This is a genomic window from Mesorhizobium sp. WSM3862, from assembly GCF_002294985.1.
Classification (GTDB): domain Bacteria; phylum Pseudomonadota; class Alphaproteobacteria; order Rhizobiales; family Rhizobiaceae; genus Mesorhizobium.
In genome coordinates this window covers 53,900-67,312 of record NZ_NSGE01000014.1, presented here as the reverse complement: position 1 = coordinate 67,312, position 13,413 = coordinate 53,900, and the positions used below count along the sequence as shown (strand labels likewise).

Here is a 13,413-nt window from a genome sequence, read left to right as displayed (position 1 = left end):
CATCTTAAGTCCCTGATTGAAAGGCAGCCTTCACTCCCTCAGCGGCTTGATCGTCTCGAACCCCACTTCGCTCTGCGCGCTCGTCCCCTCGTCGTAGCGCCGCGCCAGCACCGCTTGCAGGTCGGGCGAATAGAGCGCGGTGAAGCTGTCGATCACCGTGCCGGAATCGCCGGTCAGCGTCTCTTTCACCGTCAGCACCGTGTATTTGCAGTCGCCCAGCTTGTAGGTGTCCTTGCCCTTGACGCTCAAAGCCAGTGTTTCGGTGCCCTTCGGCGCCTTCTTCGCCGAAAGCCGCACGAACTCGGTCTTGCTCTTGGCACCGGCCTTCAGCGGGAAGAGCTTTTTGAGGTCGCCGAGCGGGATCATTGACAGCCGGCCCGTGTCGCTATCGCGGAAAATCTCGATCAGCCCGGCGTAGAGATATTGCGTCTGCGGCGATTGCGACTGGTAGTTGTTGGCGACCGCGACCATGCCGCCCGGCGCCGGCCGGAACTCGCTACGGATGCCGGGCTTCTCCAGCACGAAGCCGGCCTTGGCGGATTTGGCGTCCACACAGTCGGCCGCCTCGGCGGTGCCGGCGAGGGCAAGCATGGCGAGGGCCACACAGGTCGTCACGGGTTTCATGCCTTCTCCCCTGGAAATGTGTTCTGGAAGGAATGACAGACCCTCTCTGCGCTGTCGACCCAAGTGCCCTTCACGAATTCAACCAATGCTTGAAAAGAGCCGCCAATCTGGACGATCCGGCAGTGAAAATGTTCCAATGGCGCGATGATGAATCGCCGATCCTCAGCATTCTTGTCCCGGCGCGATCTCCTGGCCCGGGCGGCCGGCCTTGCCGCGACCTGCGCCCTGCCGGACACCAGCTTCGCCCAGACCGGCCAGCCTATCCAGCCGATTGACGCCACCTTCCTGTTCATCGCCGATATCCATGCCTGCCGCATGGCGACCGGGCTCAGCCCGCATTGCGAGCAGGAGGGCAAGACCGACGCGGCATTGCTGCGCAATGTGGCCGTGCTCAACGCAATCGACGACAAAGAGTGGCCGGCCGAGATCAGCGGCGCTGCCACCGGCCTGCGCTCGGCCGGCACACGCATCGCCACGCCGCTCGGCCTCGTCACCGGCGGTGACATCACCGATGACGGCGGCGGCCAGATCACTGAGCCGAGCGAAGGCACGCAGCTTCTGCAGTTCAGCCAGCGCTACCAGCAAGGCATCGGCCCCGATCGCGTGCATGTTCCGGTCTATGTCGGGCTCGGCAATCACGACCTCGACCAGAATGGGCCGAAGCGCCATGTCGACTGGTACCGTCGCGAGATGCGCGACTATGTCGAGGTCAACCATCGCCCCGGCGTCTTCTTCAAGCCGCCGGTGCCGGCGACCAATTACGATGTCGACACCGACTGCTATTCCTGGGACTGGGGCGGCCTGCACCTCGTCCAGACGCATCGCTTCGCCGGCGACACCGGCCATGACGCGATAGGCAGCCTGCCATGGCTGAAGCAGGATCTGGCGACCTATGCCGGCGACGGCCGTCCGGTGATTCTCTTCCAGCACTATGGTTGGGACACCTTCTCGGTCGAGCGCTGGGATCCAGTGAAGCGCACCTATGGCGACGACGGCGCCGGCCGCCCGCATTGGTGGGGCGACGCCGACCGCCAGGCGCTTGTCGCCACGCTGAAGGGTTATAATGTGATCGCCATTTTCCACGGCCATCAGCACGCAGTGCCGATGATCTACCGGCGCGACGGGCTCGACCTCGTCAAGCCGAAGGCGGCTTTCATGGGCGGCTTCGCGCTGGCGCGGGTGACCGATGACCACCTGGACGTGGTGCTGGGTGAGGCGGCCGGCGACCATGGCGAGGTCGTCTTCACCAACGCCTTCGCCAAAAGCTGGGCCACCTGAACGGAGAAAGCGCGCCAGGTAGAGTTGCGCCAGGCCCGTTGTTCGAGCTGTTCTGCGGTCTTGGCGCGGTCGACGCTCAAACGACGAGCAGGCCGGCGCGCGGGTCGGCCATTGCCCTCGCGGCTATGGGTCAGAGCGCCTTGCGAGCCTTGTCCTTCACGTCGCCATAGGCCTTGCGAACCCTGCCGGCAATTCTTTCGGACATGCCTTCCACCTGCAGGCGCCGGCTGCCGGTGGCCTTGCCGGCCGCCTGCTTCAGCCTGCCTTTTACCTGCTTGGCGATGCCGGCAACTTGATGCCTGTTCACCATATCCGCATCTCCTGGGCCTGGAATAGGAGCGGGATGCGCCAACCGCATCCGGCATGACAACGAACGGGCAATGCTTGAGTTCCGTGCAGCCTGGGCATGACAGGCAGCCCGTGCCGGGCGTTTCAGATCTGACCGCGGGGCCTGCTGGTCACATCGCCTTTTTGAGCATGGCTTTCATGTCGCCACAGGCCTTCTGCACCTGGCCTGCCGACTTGTCCGCCATGCCCCTGATTTCCATCGGCCGGTTGCCGGTGGCCTTGCCTATGGCTTGCCGGATCGAACCTTTGATCTGCTTCGCCAAGCCCACTATTTGGTCCATGTTCACCATCTCCGCATCTCCCGGAGATCCAATTCGCGAGGAGAAACGGGCCGGAGTGCTTCGCGGTTCCGTTGCGCCAAAGCACACCGGTCGAGGATAATTGACCGGCGACCGAATTCGGCATAATATGTAACCAAATGGATACGCATTATGCCGCAGGCTGAGCACGACCGTTCCGTCTTCCGCGCCATCGCCGATCCGACGCGGCGCGCCATCCTCGACCGGCTGCGGCAGGGCCCCGCGCCGGTCAACGAACTGGCGTCCGCCTTCTCGCAGAGTCGGCCGGCGATTTCCAAGCATCTGAGGATACTGCGCGAGCTCAACGTCGTTTCCGAGCAGCGGCACGGCCGCGAGCGCGTCTACCGGCTGGAGCCGGCGGAATTGAAGGATGTCGCCGACTGGATCCTGCCTTACCGCGACTTCTGGCAGCACAGCCTCGGCAATCTCAAATCCTACCTGGAGAATGAATGATGGCCAGCCAAGACAAGCCCCGCGCGATCGCCGACATTTCCGCCGGTACCATTCTTGCCACGGTGACGATCGCCGTGCCGCCGGAGCGCGTCTTCCGCGCCATTACCGCTGAGGACCAGATCCCGCTCTGGTGGGGCGCCGACAACATGTACCGGACGACGAAGCACACGGCCGATGTCCGGCCGGGCGGCGCCTGGCGCTCGGAAGGCAAGGGTGCGGACGGGCAGGACTTCCATGTCGCCGGCGAGTATCTCGAGGTCGAGCCGCCGCATCGTCTGGTGATGACCTGGAAGGCGCCCTGGGACGGCGATAACCTCACCACCGTCACCTATACGCTCGAAGCCGTCGAGAACGGCACCCGGCTGACGCTGCGCCATGACGGCTTCGGATCGCGACGGGACTCCTGCCGCGATCACGGTTCCGGTTGGGAGCGCGTGCTGGGCTGGTTGGACGAATTCCTTGCCAAGGAGACCGATGCCAGGTCGGCTTCGGTCTTCCATTGCCGGCTGATCCCGCCGCGTCCGGATTTCGCCTTCACCCTGACTGAGGAGGAGCGCGCGCTGATGAATGCGCATGCCGACTATCTGCGCGGTCTGCTTCGTGAAGGCAGAATGATGATTGCCGGCCCAGTCGCCGATCCAGCCGGACCGTGGGGGCTTCTGATCCTGCAGGTCGGCACGGAAGCCGACGCCAGGGCGGTTACCGAAGGCGACCCGGTGGCGCGTTCCGGCCGCGGCTTCCGCTATGAAATCCTGCCGATGATGAGCACGATCATGTAAGGCGAATGGAAAACGCCTCTCGCGCTTTTTCAGGGCGCGGGAGGCGTCTTTTGTTATCAGCTTTTCTCGATACTCGTGAACTGCCGACAACAGGGACAAAACCGCCAGCCGGCAAAAGGGTTCCCGGCAAAACAAAATTTTTTGCTCGGCCGGATGCGACGCATTTCCCGGCTCCGTGCTAAAGGCACTTGCCAGCATGAGGATAGCCTTGCCGCACGACCGACCCTGCCCGACCCTGCTTGACGCATCAGCCGCCTTCGACTGTCAGAGCTGCGGCGCCTGCTGCGCCTATTCGGCGGACTGGCCGCGCTTTTCGACCGAAGAGGATGCCGAGCTCGACCGCATCCCCGACGAGCTGGTCGCGACCGACCTGTCAGGCATGCGCTGCGAGGACGGCCGCTGCGCCGCGCTTCGCGGCGAGGTGGGCAAGCAGACGGCCTGCGCGATTTACGAAGCCCGCCCGCATGTCTGCCGCGCCTGCATGCCCGGCGGCGACGACTGCCTGATGGCAAGGGCCGCCCATGGGCTGGCGGTGGAGAGCGTTATCTCCCCCCTCGAGGGGGAGATGGCCGCGAAGCGGTCAGAGGGGGTCGTCTCACATAAATCGCCAACGTGATCGCGTCGGGAAAAGGCCGCGCTCTACACGAGGCGAGCCCCCTCTGTCGCCTTCGGCGACATCTCACCGCAAGGTGACCATAAGGGGGAGATTACTCTCTCCCCCGCTTGCCCACACTCGGACCTCCCGATACCTTCCGCGCCGGGCAGGGCCGTGGAGGAAACTGTGAGCATCGAATTCCTGTTGACGTCGCTGATTATCGTCGCTTCGCCCGGCACCGGCGTTCTCTACACGCTGAGCGCCGGCCTCTCGCGCGGCGCTCGCGCCGCGATCATCGCCGCTTTCGGCTGCACGCTGGGCATCATCCCGCACATGGCGGCGGCCATCACCGGCCTTGCCGCGGTGCTGCACACAAGCGCCGTCGCCTTCGAGACGCTGAAATATCTCGGCGTCGCCTATCTGCTCTACATGGCCTGGAACACGCTGAAGGAGAAGGGCGGTCTTGCTCTCGATAAGAACGTCGCGCCACGCTCTGCCCGAAAGGTGATCACCTCCGGCATCCTGATCAACATCTTGAACCCAAAACTGTCGATCTTCTTCTTCGCCTTCCTGCCGCAATTCGTCAGCACCACCGAGCCGCACGCTTTCGCCAAGATGCTGGAGCTGTCCGGCGTCTTCATGCTGATGACCTTCCTTGTCTTCGTCGTCTACGGCGTGTTCGCGGCTTCGGTGCGCAGCCATGTCGTGTCGCGGCCGATGGTGCTGACCTGGATGCGCCGCACCTTCGCCGGCGCCTTCGTCATGCTGGGGGCCAAGCTGGCGCTGGCGGATCGGTAAGCGAACCGTGATATAGCCCATCGCCTCGACTATCGCCCGTCCGCGACGCGGATCGGGTTGACGCAGGGATGGCCGAGCGCTGGCGCTGCTGATCTCCCTCCTTGAGGGGGAGATGTCGCCGAAGGCGACAGAGGGGGTCGCCGCGCGTTGGAGCGCCAGCGCCTTCGTTGCACGGGAGGCGTCGCCGGCGCCTTACGCGCGGCGACCCCCTCTGCCCTGCCGGGCATCTCCCCCTCAAAAGGGGAGATCGGCTGTTGCGCAGGCCTTCGCCAATCGCAACAGTATAGAAGCCCGCCTTTGGACCGGCTGCCCGCATGCCAAAACAAAAAGGGCGACATGTCTGCCGCCCTTTCCATATTCGCTATGGGACCGGACTTCTTAGAAGTCCATGCCGCCCATGCCGCCCATGCCGCCGCCAGGCATGCCGCCCGGCATACCGCCGGCGGCTTCCTTCTTCGGAGCCTCGGCGATCATGGCTTCGGTGGTGACCAGCAGGCCGGCGACCGAGGCCGCGTCCTGGAGAGCGGTGCGGACGACCTTGACCGGGTCGACGATGCCCATGGCGATCATGTCGCCATACTCGCCGGTCTGGGCGTTGAAGCCGAAGGTCGCGCCCTTGTTCTCGAGGATCTTGCCGGCAACGATCGAGGCTTCCGCACCAGCATTGGCCGCGATCTGGCGAGCCGGAGACTGCAGCGCGCGGCGCACGATGTTGATGCCGGCAGCCTGGTCGGAGTTGACGCCGGTTGCCTTGAGGTTGGCCGAAGCGCGCAGCAGCGCGACGCCGCCGCCGGCGACGATGCCTTCTTCAACGGCCGCGCGGGTCGCGTTCAGAGCGTCGTCAACGCGGTCCTTCTTTTCCTTGACCTCGACTTCCGTCGCGCCGCCGACGCGGATCACCGCGACGCCGCCCGCGAGCTTGGCCAGACGCTCCTGCAGCTTCTCCTTGTCGTAGTCCGAGGTGGTCTCCTCGATCTGCTGCTTGATCTGGGCGACGCGGCCCTGGATCTCGGCCTTCTTGCCGGCGCCGTCGACGATGGTGGTGTTCTCCTTGGAGATCGACACCTTCTTGGCGCGGCCGAGCATGTTGAGGCCGACATTCTCGAGCTTGATGCCGAGGTCTTCCGAGATGACCTGACCACCGGTCAGGATGGCGATGTCTTCCAGCATGGCCTTGCGGCGGTCGCCGAAGCCCGGAGCCTTGACGGCGGCGATCTTCAGGCCGCCGCGCAGCTTGTTGACGACCAGCGTGGCCAGAGCCTCGCCTTCGACGTCTTCCGAGATGATGAGCAGCGGCTTCGAGGTCTGAACGACGGCTTCCAGGACCGGCAGCATGGCCTGCAGGTTGGAGAGCTTCTTCTCGTGCAGCAGGATGTAGGCGTCTTCCAGATCGGCGACCATCTTGTCGGCGTTGGTGACGAAGTAGGGCGAGAGATAGCCGCGGTCGAACTGCATGCCTTCGACGACTTCCAGCTCGGTCTCGGCGGTCTTGGCTTCCTCGACGGTGATGACGCCTTCGTTGCCGACCTTCTGCATCGCTTCCGCGATCATCTTGCCGACCGACTCGTCGCCATTGGCCGAGATCGTGCCGACCTGGGCGACTTCCTCGGAGGTCTTGATCTTCTTGGCGGCCTTGCCGAGAGCGGCGACGACTTCGGTGACGGCGAGGTCGATGCCGCGCTTCAGATCCATCGGGTTCATGCCGGCGGCAACGGCCTTGTTGCCTTCCTGGACGATGGCCTGGGCGAGAACGGTCGCGGTGGTCGTGCCGTCGCCGGCGATGTCGTTGGTCTTCGAAGCGACCTCACGCACCATCTGCGCGCCCATGTTCTCGAACTTGTCCTCGAGCTCGATCTCCTTGGCGACGGTGACGCCGTCCTTGGTGATGCGCGGGGCGCCGAACGACTTGTCGATGACGACGTTGCGGCCCTTCGGGCCGAGGGTGACCTTCACCGCGTCGGCGAGGATGTTGACGCCGCGCAGCATGCGCTCACGGGCATCGCGGGAGAATTTTACGTCTTTTGCAGCCATAGTAAGCTCCTGACAGGGGCTCGGACAGAGCCCGAAAATTCAGTTGATAGAGAGAGGCCGATGATCAGCCGATGATGCCCATGATGTCGGATTCCTTCATGATCAGAAGGTCTTCGCCATTGAGCTTGACTTCGGTGCCCGACCACTTGCCGAACAGGATGCGGTCGCCGGCCTTGACGTCCAGCGGCACGAGCTTGCCGCTTTCGTCGCGAGCGCCGGAGCCCACGGCGATGATCTCGCCTTCCTGCGGCTTCTCCTTCGCCGTATCCGGGATGATGATCCCGCCGGCGGTCTTGGATTCGGATTCGACCCGGCGAACGACCACGCGGTCATGAAGCGGGCGGAACTTGGACTTTGCCATGTTGTCTTCCTCGAATGAGAACGGTGAGAACTGTTCCTCCATCCGGCGAGGCCGGATATAAGTTAGCACTCACCAAAGGCGAGTGCTAACGTGGCGCTGAGATAGGCTGGTGGCTTGCGAGAGTCAAGGCGCGCGGGGAGGGGCAATGGCGCAATTTTTCTCAGGCGGAGCGCTGGGCGGAAATGGGGTGGCTGCGCGAAGCCTGGGCGAGCAATCCAGCTCGTTTAGTCCAGGCGCTTCGGCGAGCGCAACACCAGCAGCGGGCAGCGTTCGGCCAGACCGTATGTGCCGCTAGAGGTCAGCCGGAGATCGTCGAAGAAGGTCCGGGCTTCCTCGATGAGCGCTGCCGCGGGGGCGAAACCGTAGACGGCGGACGAGTTCCGGTAGACGTCTATGGTTCCGATGACCGGCAGTTCCCATCCGGTTCGGGCCGAAAGCTCCTCGCGGTCGGGAAACACCCTTTCGAACTGTTCGAGGATGGCTTTGACCGGGATCGTGTAATCCGGCGCGTCGCCGATCGCGGTCATGGCCACGCGCCATTTGAGCTCATGGAAAGTCGAGACGCCGCCGCTTAGTGCCAGAGCGCGGACATCCTTCGGGTCGTCCGGCGTTGCGGGAGAGGCGTAAAGCCTGATGCCGGCGCGGCCCTCGGACTTGAGCGCGCGTGCGATCGACGCAAATAGCGTGCGCCTGAGGCCGGCATCGCCGATGACCGAGAGACATCCGTCGCCGATCAGCGCCTCGACGCTTGCATCGGCGAACGGCAGATCGAACCAGTCGCCCTGCACCGCCTTGCGCGTATCGGTGTCGCCCGGCCAGATGCCGGCAATCATGTCCGAAGACTCGTCGACCGCCGTCATCGTGGCGCCGAGCCCGGCGAGCTCGGGTGTCACGCCGAGCATCACGACATCCGACGGAGCAAGGTCGAGCTCGCGGTCGTAGCTTTCGACAACCTCCGCCGGCGGCCGCAGGGGTGAGCCGAGCAACTGCCAATGTTTGCGAATTGCATTCCAATGCTCGGTCATGCAAACCCCAGCCCGGTAGCGCGTTGTATTCGATCGAATAGTGGACGACGCTTGATAGGCCAAGGGGGGAACAATGGCACGCATCGCCGTCATCACGCATGAGTTCGACCGCTTCCAAAGCCGGCGCGGGCTGCTATGGCGCCGGGACAGCCCGTACATGCTCTTCGATCTGCTGGAGGAACTGAAGAGGCGCGGCCATTCGGTGCAGGTCCTCAGCGGCACGTCGGCGAAGCCGGCCGCCGATATCGCGGTGCTGCATGTCGACGCGACGGTTACGTCGCCCGATTATGTCGAGTATGCCCGCGCCTTTCCCTTCTGCCTCAATCTCGGCGCCGCCGACATTTCCAAGCGCCACATCAGCGGCGCCGTCATCGGCAAGGACGACTGCTGGAAGGGGCAGGTTATCGTCAAGAGCAGCCTCAACCATCGGGGAACGCCGGAACAGCAACTGAATCGGCGCGCGCGGCGCGCCGGCAAGCCGATGCCGTTTCCCGGCGTCGAATCTTTCGACCAATACGAGATCCATGCCTCGCTCGCCGACATTCCGGCCGAGCTGTTCGGACGCGAGGACCTCATTGTGGAAAAATTCGTTCCCGAGCCTGAGCCGGATGGCTTTGCCGCCCGTTTCTGGCTGTTCTGCGGCGAGCGCGAGCGCTGCACACGCCACGTCTCGCCGCAGAGCCTGGTCAAGGGCGACGACACGATCCGTCGCGAGGCGGTTCCCGTACCGGACGAGCTTCGCGCGCTAAGGCGCAAGCTCGGCTTCGACTACGGAAAGTTCGATTTCGTCATGCATGAGGGCAGGGCGGTGCTGCTCGATGCCAACAAAACGCCTGGACGCGCCCGCAATCTGTCGAGCTTCATCGCCGCCGGCAATGCCAATCTTGCCGACGGCTTCGAAGGGTTGATCCGCCAACACGCTTAGATATTCATGCCGCCCGAGACCTCGATGCGCTGGGCGTTGACCCAGCGATTGTCCTCCGACAGCAGCGAGGCGATCATCGGCCCGATATCGTCGGCGACGCCGGCGCGGCCGAGCGCCGTCATGCCAGCCACGACGCGGTTGATCTCGGCGTCGTCGCGCACATGGCCGCCGTTGAAGTCGGTGGCGATGGCGCCGGGCGCCACGGTGTTGGCGGTGATGCGGCGCTGGCTGAGCTCCTTGGCGAGGTAGCGCGTGAACACCTCGATGCCGCCCTTCATCATCGCATAGGCGGCCGAGCCCGGAACCGAGAAGCGCGCCAGCCCGCTCGACACGTTGACGATGCGGCCGCCATCGTTGATCAGCGGCAGCAGCGCCTGGGTTAGGAAGAACACGCCTTTGAGATGGATGTTCATCAGCGTGTCGAATTCCTCTTCCGTGGTCTCGGCGATCGGCTTGCGCAGGCCGGTCCCGGCATTGTTGACGAGATAATCGAAGCGGTCGCGCTGCCAGGTTCCCTGAAGCGTCTTTCTCAATGCAGCGGCGAAAGCCGGGAAGGTGGCAACGGCGCCGGCGTCGAGCTCGAGTGCCGCGGCGCGGCCGCCGGCGGCCTCGATCTCGGCGATCGCCGCCTTCGCCTCGTCGGCGCGCGAGCGGTAGGTGAGGATGACGTCGACGCCTTTGCGGGCGAGGTTGAGCGCGGTGTTGCGGCCGAGGCCGCGGCTGCCGCCGGTGATGAGGGCAATGGGGCGAGTGGTCATGGCAAATCTCCTTTTGGCGATGGAGATCCATATACTCGCGCGAATGACCGATATAATCTGGCTCGGACTGCCAACTCTATTCAGGATTTGCGAACAATCAGCGATGGACAGGTTCGACAGCATGCGGCTCTTCACCCGCGTCGTGGAACGGCGCAGCTTCACGGCGGCCGCCGCCGATCTCGGCTTGCCGCGCTCCAGCGCCACCGCCGCGATCAAGCAGTTGGAGGAGCGGTTGGGCGTGCAGTTGCTTCGCCGCACCACGCGCCACGTCACCACCACGCTCGACGGTGAAGCCTATTACCAGCGTTGCATCGGCATCCTCGCCGACATCGAGGATGCCGAGGGCGGCTTCGGCGCGCATGAGGTGCGCGGACGCCTCAGCGTCGACGTCAACGGCCACATGGCGCGCACCTTCCTGCTGCCGGAACTGCCGGCGCTGCTCGCCAGATATCCGGGCCTGACCGTGCATATCGGCGAAGGAGACCGCCTCGTCGACCTCGTGCGTGAAGGCGTCGATTGCGTCATCCGGGCCGGCACGCTTCCCGACAGCGACATGATCGTGCGGCGTCTCGGCATCGCGCGCGAAATCACCGTCGCCAGCCCCGCCTATCTCGACCGCCACGGCGTGCCGCGCACGCCGGACGACTTGGCTGGCCACATGATGATCGGCTTCGTGTCGTCGCGCACGAGGCAAGTGATGCCGCTGGAATTCACCGTCGACGGCAAGGTTCGCGAGATCGTCCTGCCGTCGCGGGTCACGGTCGCCAGTTCGGACACGAGTGCTGCGCTGGTCCGGCTGGGTTTCGGGCTGTTCCAGGCGCCAAGGCTCCGATATGCGGACGACCTCGAGGCAGGGCGGCTGGTCGAAGTGCTTCCCGATTTTCCGCCGACGCCCACGCCGATCTCGGTGCTCTATCCGCCGAGCCGGCAGTTGTCGCCACGGGTCAGGGTGTTTGTCGATTGGCTGGTGGAGATCCTGGGGCCGAAGCTGGATGCGGGGTAAGTTGGCAATCGCGGAGGGGATCGTATCCAGCGGTCGTCATCCTAGGGCGGAGCAAGGAGCGAAGCGACGCGCGCAGACCCTAGGATCCATGCCGTGACGCCAAGGCGTTGCAAGGATTGCAGAATTCTGCGCCGTTGCGCTCTATAAGGGAGGTCACGGCATGGATCCTCGGGTCAAGCCCGAGGATGACGACCGTTAGGGCATGCCTACAAAAACAGCCGCAACTGCGCGTGGATGATCGACCGGTAATCCTCGATCGTGCGCCGGCCTTCCGCCTCGTCCTGCGTCAGCGCCAGCCGCACGACGCCGCCGGCGAGCTGAAAGATCAGGAACACCACGCGCCCGAACGCCTCGCGCTGTTTAGGCTTCAGCATCGGCGCCACACGGTCGCAGAACATCTTCGCCTGATGCCGCGTCTCGGCGATGTCGAGATGCTGCAGCGCCTTGTCGGCCTGGATCGCGTTCTGCAGATCCTGGATCGCCGGATCCGCCGCGACACGGCCGTAGTAATCGTCGAGCAGCCGATCGGCTGCAGTGGTCACGTCATCCACTCCCCGGATATCGGCGATGATCGCGCCGAAGCGAGCCCGGCTCTCCTCCGAGAAACGCTCGTAGAGCATCGCCAGGATCGCCGACTTGCTTGGAAAATAATGATAGACCGTGGCGATCGGTCCGCCGGCCAGCGCGCCGACTTCCTTCATCGTGACCGCATCTATGCCCTTCTCGCCGATCAGCCGCATGGTCGTGGCGAGGATCGCGTCGATACGCTCGCGGCTGCGCTCTTGCTTGGGCCTGCGTCTGGGTTCAGTCGCCGTTTGCCTTGCTTGCCTCATCTCGCGCGGGCGTCGTGGATTCTCGGTTGACAGGAAACTGATCAAGTATCAGTTTCGTGAATGCTGACAACTTGTCAGTTTTTTCACCGGGCTGCAAGGGAGGGCGCCTCGTGACTGCAACCGATGCCGCGCATGCGGAAAATGTCGACTGGCTGGTCGGCAATCCGACCGGCCTGCAACTCGCCGCGGCGCTCTGGATCGGCTCGGTCGGTCTGCTCATCCTGGGCTTGCAGCCGGTGCTGCTCGGCGCGCTCTACAGCGAAGGTCATGTCACCGGTGACGAGCTGGCACTGGTCGCCACCGCCGAGATGATCGCGATCGCCATCGGCTCGGCGATCGTGGCGATGCTCTTGCCGGCGCGCAACATGCGCTGGAAGAGCGCCGCGCTTTTGGTGCTGCTGGCGCTCGCCAATTTCTGGACCGCCTATACGATGAGCTCCAATGCGCTGATCGGCGCGCGCACCCTGGCAGGCCTCGCGGAGGGTGGCTTGGTCGCCGTGGCGACCGAATTGATCGCCCGCTCGCGCCGGGCCGAGCGCATCGGCGGCTATTTCGTCACGCTGCAGACCTTGGCGCAATGCGCGCTGGCGCTGCTGCTCGCGCTTTATGCCGTGCCTGCCGCGGGCGCGGCCGGCGGCTTCGTCGCGCTTGGCGTTGTCTGCCTGTTGTCGCTCGTCGTCGCGTGGATCGTGCCGGACGACTATGCCGACCTGCCGAAGGACGAGCATTTTGCCAATGTGCTCACCGTGCCGGCGATCACGGCGCTGCTGTCGATCTTCTGCTACTTCATGTTCTTCGGCGCCGTCTGGGCATTTCTGGAGCCGCTCGGCGCCGAGTTCGGCATAGACGGCCGCACCGTCGGCCTGATGGTCTCGGCAAGCCTCGCCGCGCAGGTCATGGGCGCCATGACCGCCACCGTCTTCGAAGCGCGCATCGACTACCGCTTCGCCATCACCGTCATCGGCACCATCGCGACGATCAGCTCGGTGCTGCTCGCTTCCGGCCCTGGGCTTTCGGTCTTCTGGTCGGTGGCGCTGGTGATGGGCTTCATCCTGCTCTTCATCGTGCCCTACCAGATCCGACTGGCGATCACCGCCGACGAGACGCGCAACGCGGTACTGCTTGTGCCGGCGGCGCAGCTCTTCGGCCTCGCTATCGGCCCGGTGGCCGCCTCGCTGCTGATCGACGGCCAAAATTTCCGGCCGGTGCCGGAATTCGCCGCGGCAAGCGCGTTGGCCAGCGTGGCGCTGCTCGGCGTCTTCGTGCTGGTTGCCGGGCGCCGCGTTCCAGCCTGAGCGGGAGG

Annotated in this window: 16 protein-coding genes; 8 read left to right on the top strand and 8 right to left on the bottom strand. The window is 64.6% G+C overall.

Translation table 11 applies throughout. From position 1 onward, the window contains the following. Positions 1 to 30 precede the first annotated feature (30 nt). On the bottom strand, positions 31 to 624 hold the full coding sequence (locus CK224_RS28420) for a hypothetical protein (protein WP_067001119.1): 594 nt from the start codon (positions 622 to 624) through the stop codon (positions 31 to 33). Positions 625 to 768: 144 nt separating this feature from the next. Between CK224_RS28420 and CK224_RS28415 the strand changes: the two genes are divergently transcribed. Continuing rightward, positions 769 to 1,902 carry a metallophosphoesterase gene (locus CK224_RS28415; protein WP_095784087.1) on the top strand — a complete coding sequence of 378 codons (1,134 nt, stop codon included), beginning with the start codon at positions 769 to 771 and terminating at the stop codon, positions 1,900 to 1,902. A 130-nt stretch (positions 1,903 to 2,032) separates the two neighbouring features. On the opposite strand, the gene CK224_RS28410 is transcribed toward CK224_RS28415, so the two are convergent. Then, on the bottom strand, positions 2,033 to 2,212 hold the full coding sequence (locus tag CK224_RS28410) for a CsbD family protein (RefSeq protein WP_095784086.1): 180 nt from the start codon (positions 2,210 to 2,212) through the stop codon (positions 2,033 to 2,035). A gap of 148 nt (positions 2,213 to 2,360) precedes the next feature. Further along, positions 2,361 to 2,540: a CsbD family protein gene (locus tag CK224_RS28405; protein ID WP_082953881.1), complete on the bottom strand. Its 180-nt coding sequence runs from the start codon at positions 2,538 to 2,540 to the stop codon at positions 2,361 to 2,363. A 141-nt stretch (positions 2,541 to 2,681) separates the two neighbouring features. Here CK224_RS28405 and CK224_RS28400 point away from each other — a divergent pair, with 141 nt between their 5' ends. From CK224_RS28400 to CK224_RS28385, 4 genes are all read left to right on the top strand, one after another. Further along, complete coding sequence (locus tag CK224_RS28400; protein ID WP_095784085.1) at positions 2,682 to 3,002, top strand: metalloregulator ArsR/SmtB family transcription factor; 321 nt, start codon at positions 2,682 to 2,684, stop codon at positions 3,000 to 3,002. Next, a complete protein-coding gene (locus CK224_RS28395) occupies positions 2,999 to 3,781 on the top strand; it encodes an SRPBCC domain-containing protein (protein WP_245426290.1) in 783 nt (260 codons plus the stop codon). The genes CK224_RS28400 and CK224_RS28395 overlap by 4 nt, the downstream gene beginning before the upstream one ends. A 196-nt stretch (positions 3,782 to 3,977) precedes the next feature. After that, positions 3,978 to 4,397, top strand: a complete 420-nt coding sequence (locus CK224_RS28390; RefSeq protein WP_082980649.1) for a YkgJ family cysteine cluster protein — start codon at positions 3,978 to 3,980, stop codon at positions 4,395 to 4,397. A 165-nt stretch (positions 4,398 to 4,562) separates the two neighbouring features. After that, positions 4,563 to 5,174, top strand: coding sequence for a LysE family translocator (locus CK224_RS28385; RefSeq protein WP_095784083.1), 612 nt, complete (start codon positions 4,563 to 4,565; stop codon positions 5,172 to 5,174). A 378-nt stretch (positions 5,175 to 5,552) separates the two neighbouring features. Here CK224_RS28385 and groL read toward each other — a convergent pair whose 3' ends face one another. The 3 genes from groL to CK224_RS28370 all read right to left on the bottom strand — a co-directional run bounded on the left by groL (position 5,553) and on the right by CK224_RS28370 (position 8,591). Then, positions 5,553 to 7,205: a chaperonin GroEL gene (gene groL, locus CK224_RS28380; RefSeq protein ID WP_067001110.1), complete on the bottom strand. Its 1,653-nt coding sequence runs from the start codon at positions 7,203 to 7,205 to the stop codon at positions 5,553 to 5,555. 64 nt (positions 7,206 to 7,269) lie between these two features. Further along, positions 7,270 to 7,566 carry a co-chaperone GroES gene (groES, locus tag CK224_RS28375; protein WP_010915433.1) on the bottom strand — a complete coding sequence of 99 codons (297 nt, stop codon included), beginning with the start codon at positions 7,564 to 7,566 and terminating at the stop codon, positions 7,270 to 7,272. Positions 7,567 to 7,790: 224 nt separating this feature from the next. Beyond that, positions 7,791 to 8,591: a methyltransferase domain-containing protein gene (locus CK224_RS28370; RefSeq protein ID WP_095784082.1), complete on the bottom strand. Its 801-nt coding sequence runs from the start codon at positions 8,589 to 8,591 to the stop codon at positions 7,791 to 7,793. A gap of 73 nt (positions 8,592 to 8,664) precedes the next feature. Here CK224_RS28370 and CK224_RS28365 point away from each other — a divergent pair, with 73 nt between their 5' ends. After that, positions 8,665 to 9,516, top strand: a complete 852-nt coding sequence (locus CK224_RS28365) for a hypothetical protein (protein ID WP_095784081.1) — start codon at positions 8,665 to 8,667, stop codon at positions 9,514 to 9,516. Here the strand turns inward: CK224_RS28365 and CK224_RS28360 are convergent. Beyond that, on the bottom strand, positions 9,513 to 10,274 hold the full coding sequence (locus CK224_RS28360) for an SDR family oxidoreductase (protein ID WP_095778351.1): 762 nt from the start codon (positions 10,272 to 10,274) through the stop codon (positions 9,513 to 9,515). The two genes, CK224_RS28365 and CK224_RS28360, sit on opposite strands and share 4 nt — an antisense overlap. 103 nt (positions 10,275 to 10,377) lie before the next feature. Here CK224_RS28360 and CK224_RS28355 point away from each other — a divergent pair, with 103 nt between their 5' ends. After that, on the top strand, positions 10,378 to 11,277 hold the full coding sequence (locus tag CK224_RS28355; protein WP_095784080.1) for a LysR family transcriptional regulator: 900 nt from the start codon (positions 10,378 to 10,380) through the stop codon (positions 11,275 to 11,277). Between the two features lie 206 nt (positions 11,278 to 11,483). Here CK224_RS28355 and CK224_RS28350 read toward each other — a convergent pair whose 3' ends face one another. Next, a complete protein-coding gene (locus CK224_RS28350; RefSeq protein WP_095778353.1) occupies positions 11,484 to 12,110 on the bottom strand; it encodes a TetR/AcrR family transcriptional regulator in 627 nt (208 codons plus the stop codon). 110 nt (positions 12,111 to 12,220) lie between these two features. On the opposite strand from CK224_RS28350, the gene CK224_RS28345 reads away from it, so the two are divergent. Further along, positions 12,221 to 13,405 (top strand): MFS transporter, encoded by a 1,185-nt coding sequence (locus CK224_RS28345; RefSeq protein WP_095784079.1) that lies wholly within the window; start codon positions 12,221 to 12,223, stop codon positions 13,403 to 13,405. The last annotated feature ends 8 nt before the right edge of the window (positions 13,406 to 13,413 follow it).

What these genes read in the sequence shown, in the direction of transcription:
- CK224_RS28420 (WP_067001119.1), bottom strand. Translation starts at nt 624, where the DNA reads ATGAAACCCGTGACGACCTGTGTGGCCCTCGCCATGCTTGCCCTCGCC.
- CK224_RS28415 (WP_095784087.1), top strand. Translation starts at nt 769, where the DNA reads ATGATGAATCGCCGATCCTCAGCATTCTTGTCCCGGCGCGATCTCCTG.
- CK224_RS28410 (WP_095784086.1), bottom strand. Translation starts at nt 2,212, where the DNA reads ATGGTGAACAGGCATCAAGTTGCCGGCATCGCCAAGCAGGTAAAAGGC.
- CK224_RS28405 (WP_082953881.1), bottom strand. Translation starts at nt 2,540, where the DNA reads ATGGTGAACATGGACCAAATAGTGGGCTTGGCGAAGCAGATCAAAGGT.
- CK224_RS28400 (WP_095784085.1), top strand. Translation starts at nt 2,682, where the DNA reads ATGCCGCAGGCTGAGCACGACCGTTCCGTCTTCCGCGCCATCGCCGAT.
- CK224_RS28395 (WP_245426290.1), top strand. Translation starts at nt 2,999, where the DNA reads ATGATGGCCAGCCAAGACAAGCCCCGCGCGATCGCCGACATTTCCGCC.
- CK224_RS28390 (WP_082980649.1), top strand. Translation starts at nt 3,978, where the DNA reads ATGAGGATAGCCTTGCCGCACGACCGACCCTGCCCGACCCTGCTTGAC.
- groL (WP_067001110.1), bottom strand. Translation starts at nt 7,205, where the DNA reads ATGGCTGCAAAAGACGTAAAATTCTCCCGCGATGCCCGTGAGCGCATG.
- groES (WP_010915433.1), bottom strand. Translation starts at nt 7,566, where the DNA reads ATGGCAAAGTCCAAGTTCCGCCCGCTTCATGACCGCGTGGTCGTTCGC.
- CK224_RS28370 (WP_095784082.1), bottom strand. Translation starts at nt 8,591, where the DNA reads ATGACCGAGCATTGGAATGCAATTCGCAAACATTGGCAGTTGCTCGGC.
- CK224_RS28365 (WP_095784081.1), top strand. Translation starts at nt 8,665, where the DNA reads ATGGCACGCATCGCCGTCATCACGCATGAGTTCGACCGCTTCCAAAGC.
- CK224_RS28360 (WP_095778351.1), bottom strand. Translation starts at nt 10,274, where the DNA reads ATGACCACTCGCCCCATTGCCCTCATCACCGGCGGCAGCCGCGGCCTC.
- CK224_RS28355 (WP_095784080.1), top strand. Translation starts at nt 10,378, where the DNA reads ATGGACAGGTTCGACAGCATGCGGCTCTTCACCCGCGTCGTGGAACGG.
- CK224_RS28350 (WP_095778353.1), bottom strand. Translation starts at nt 12,110, where the DNA reads ATGAGGCAAGCAAGGCAAACGGCGACTGAACCCAGACGCAGGCCCAAG.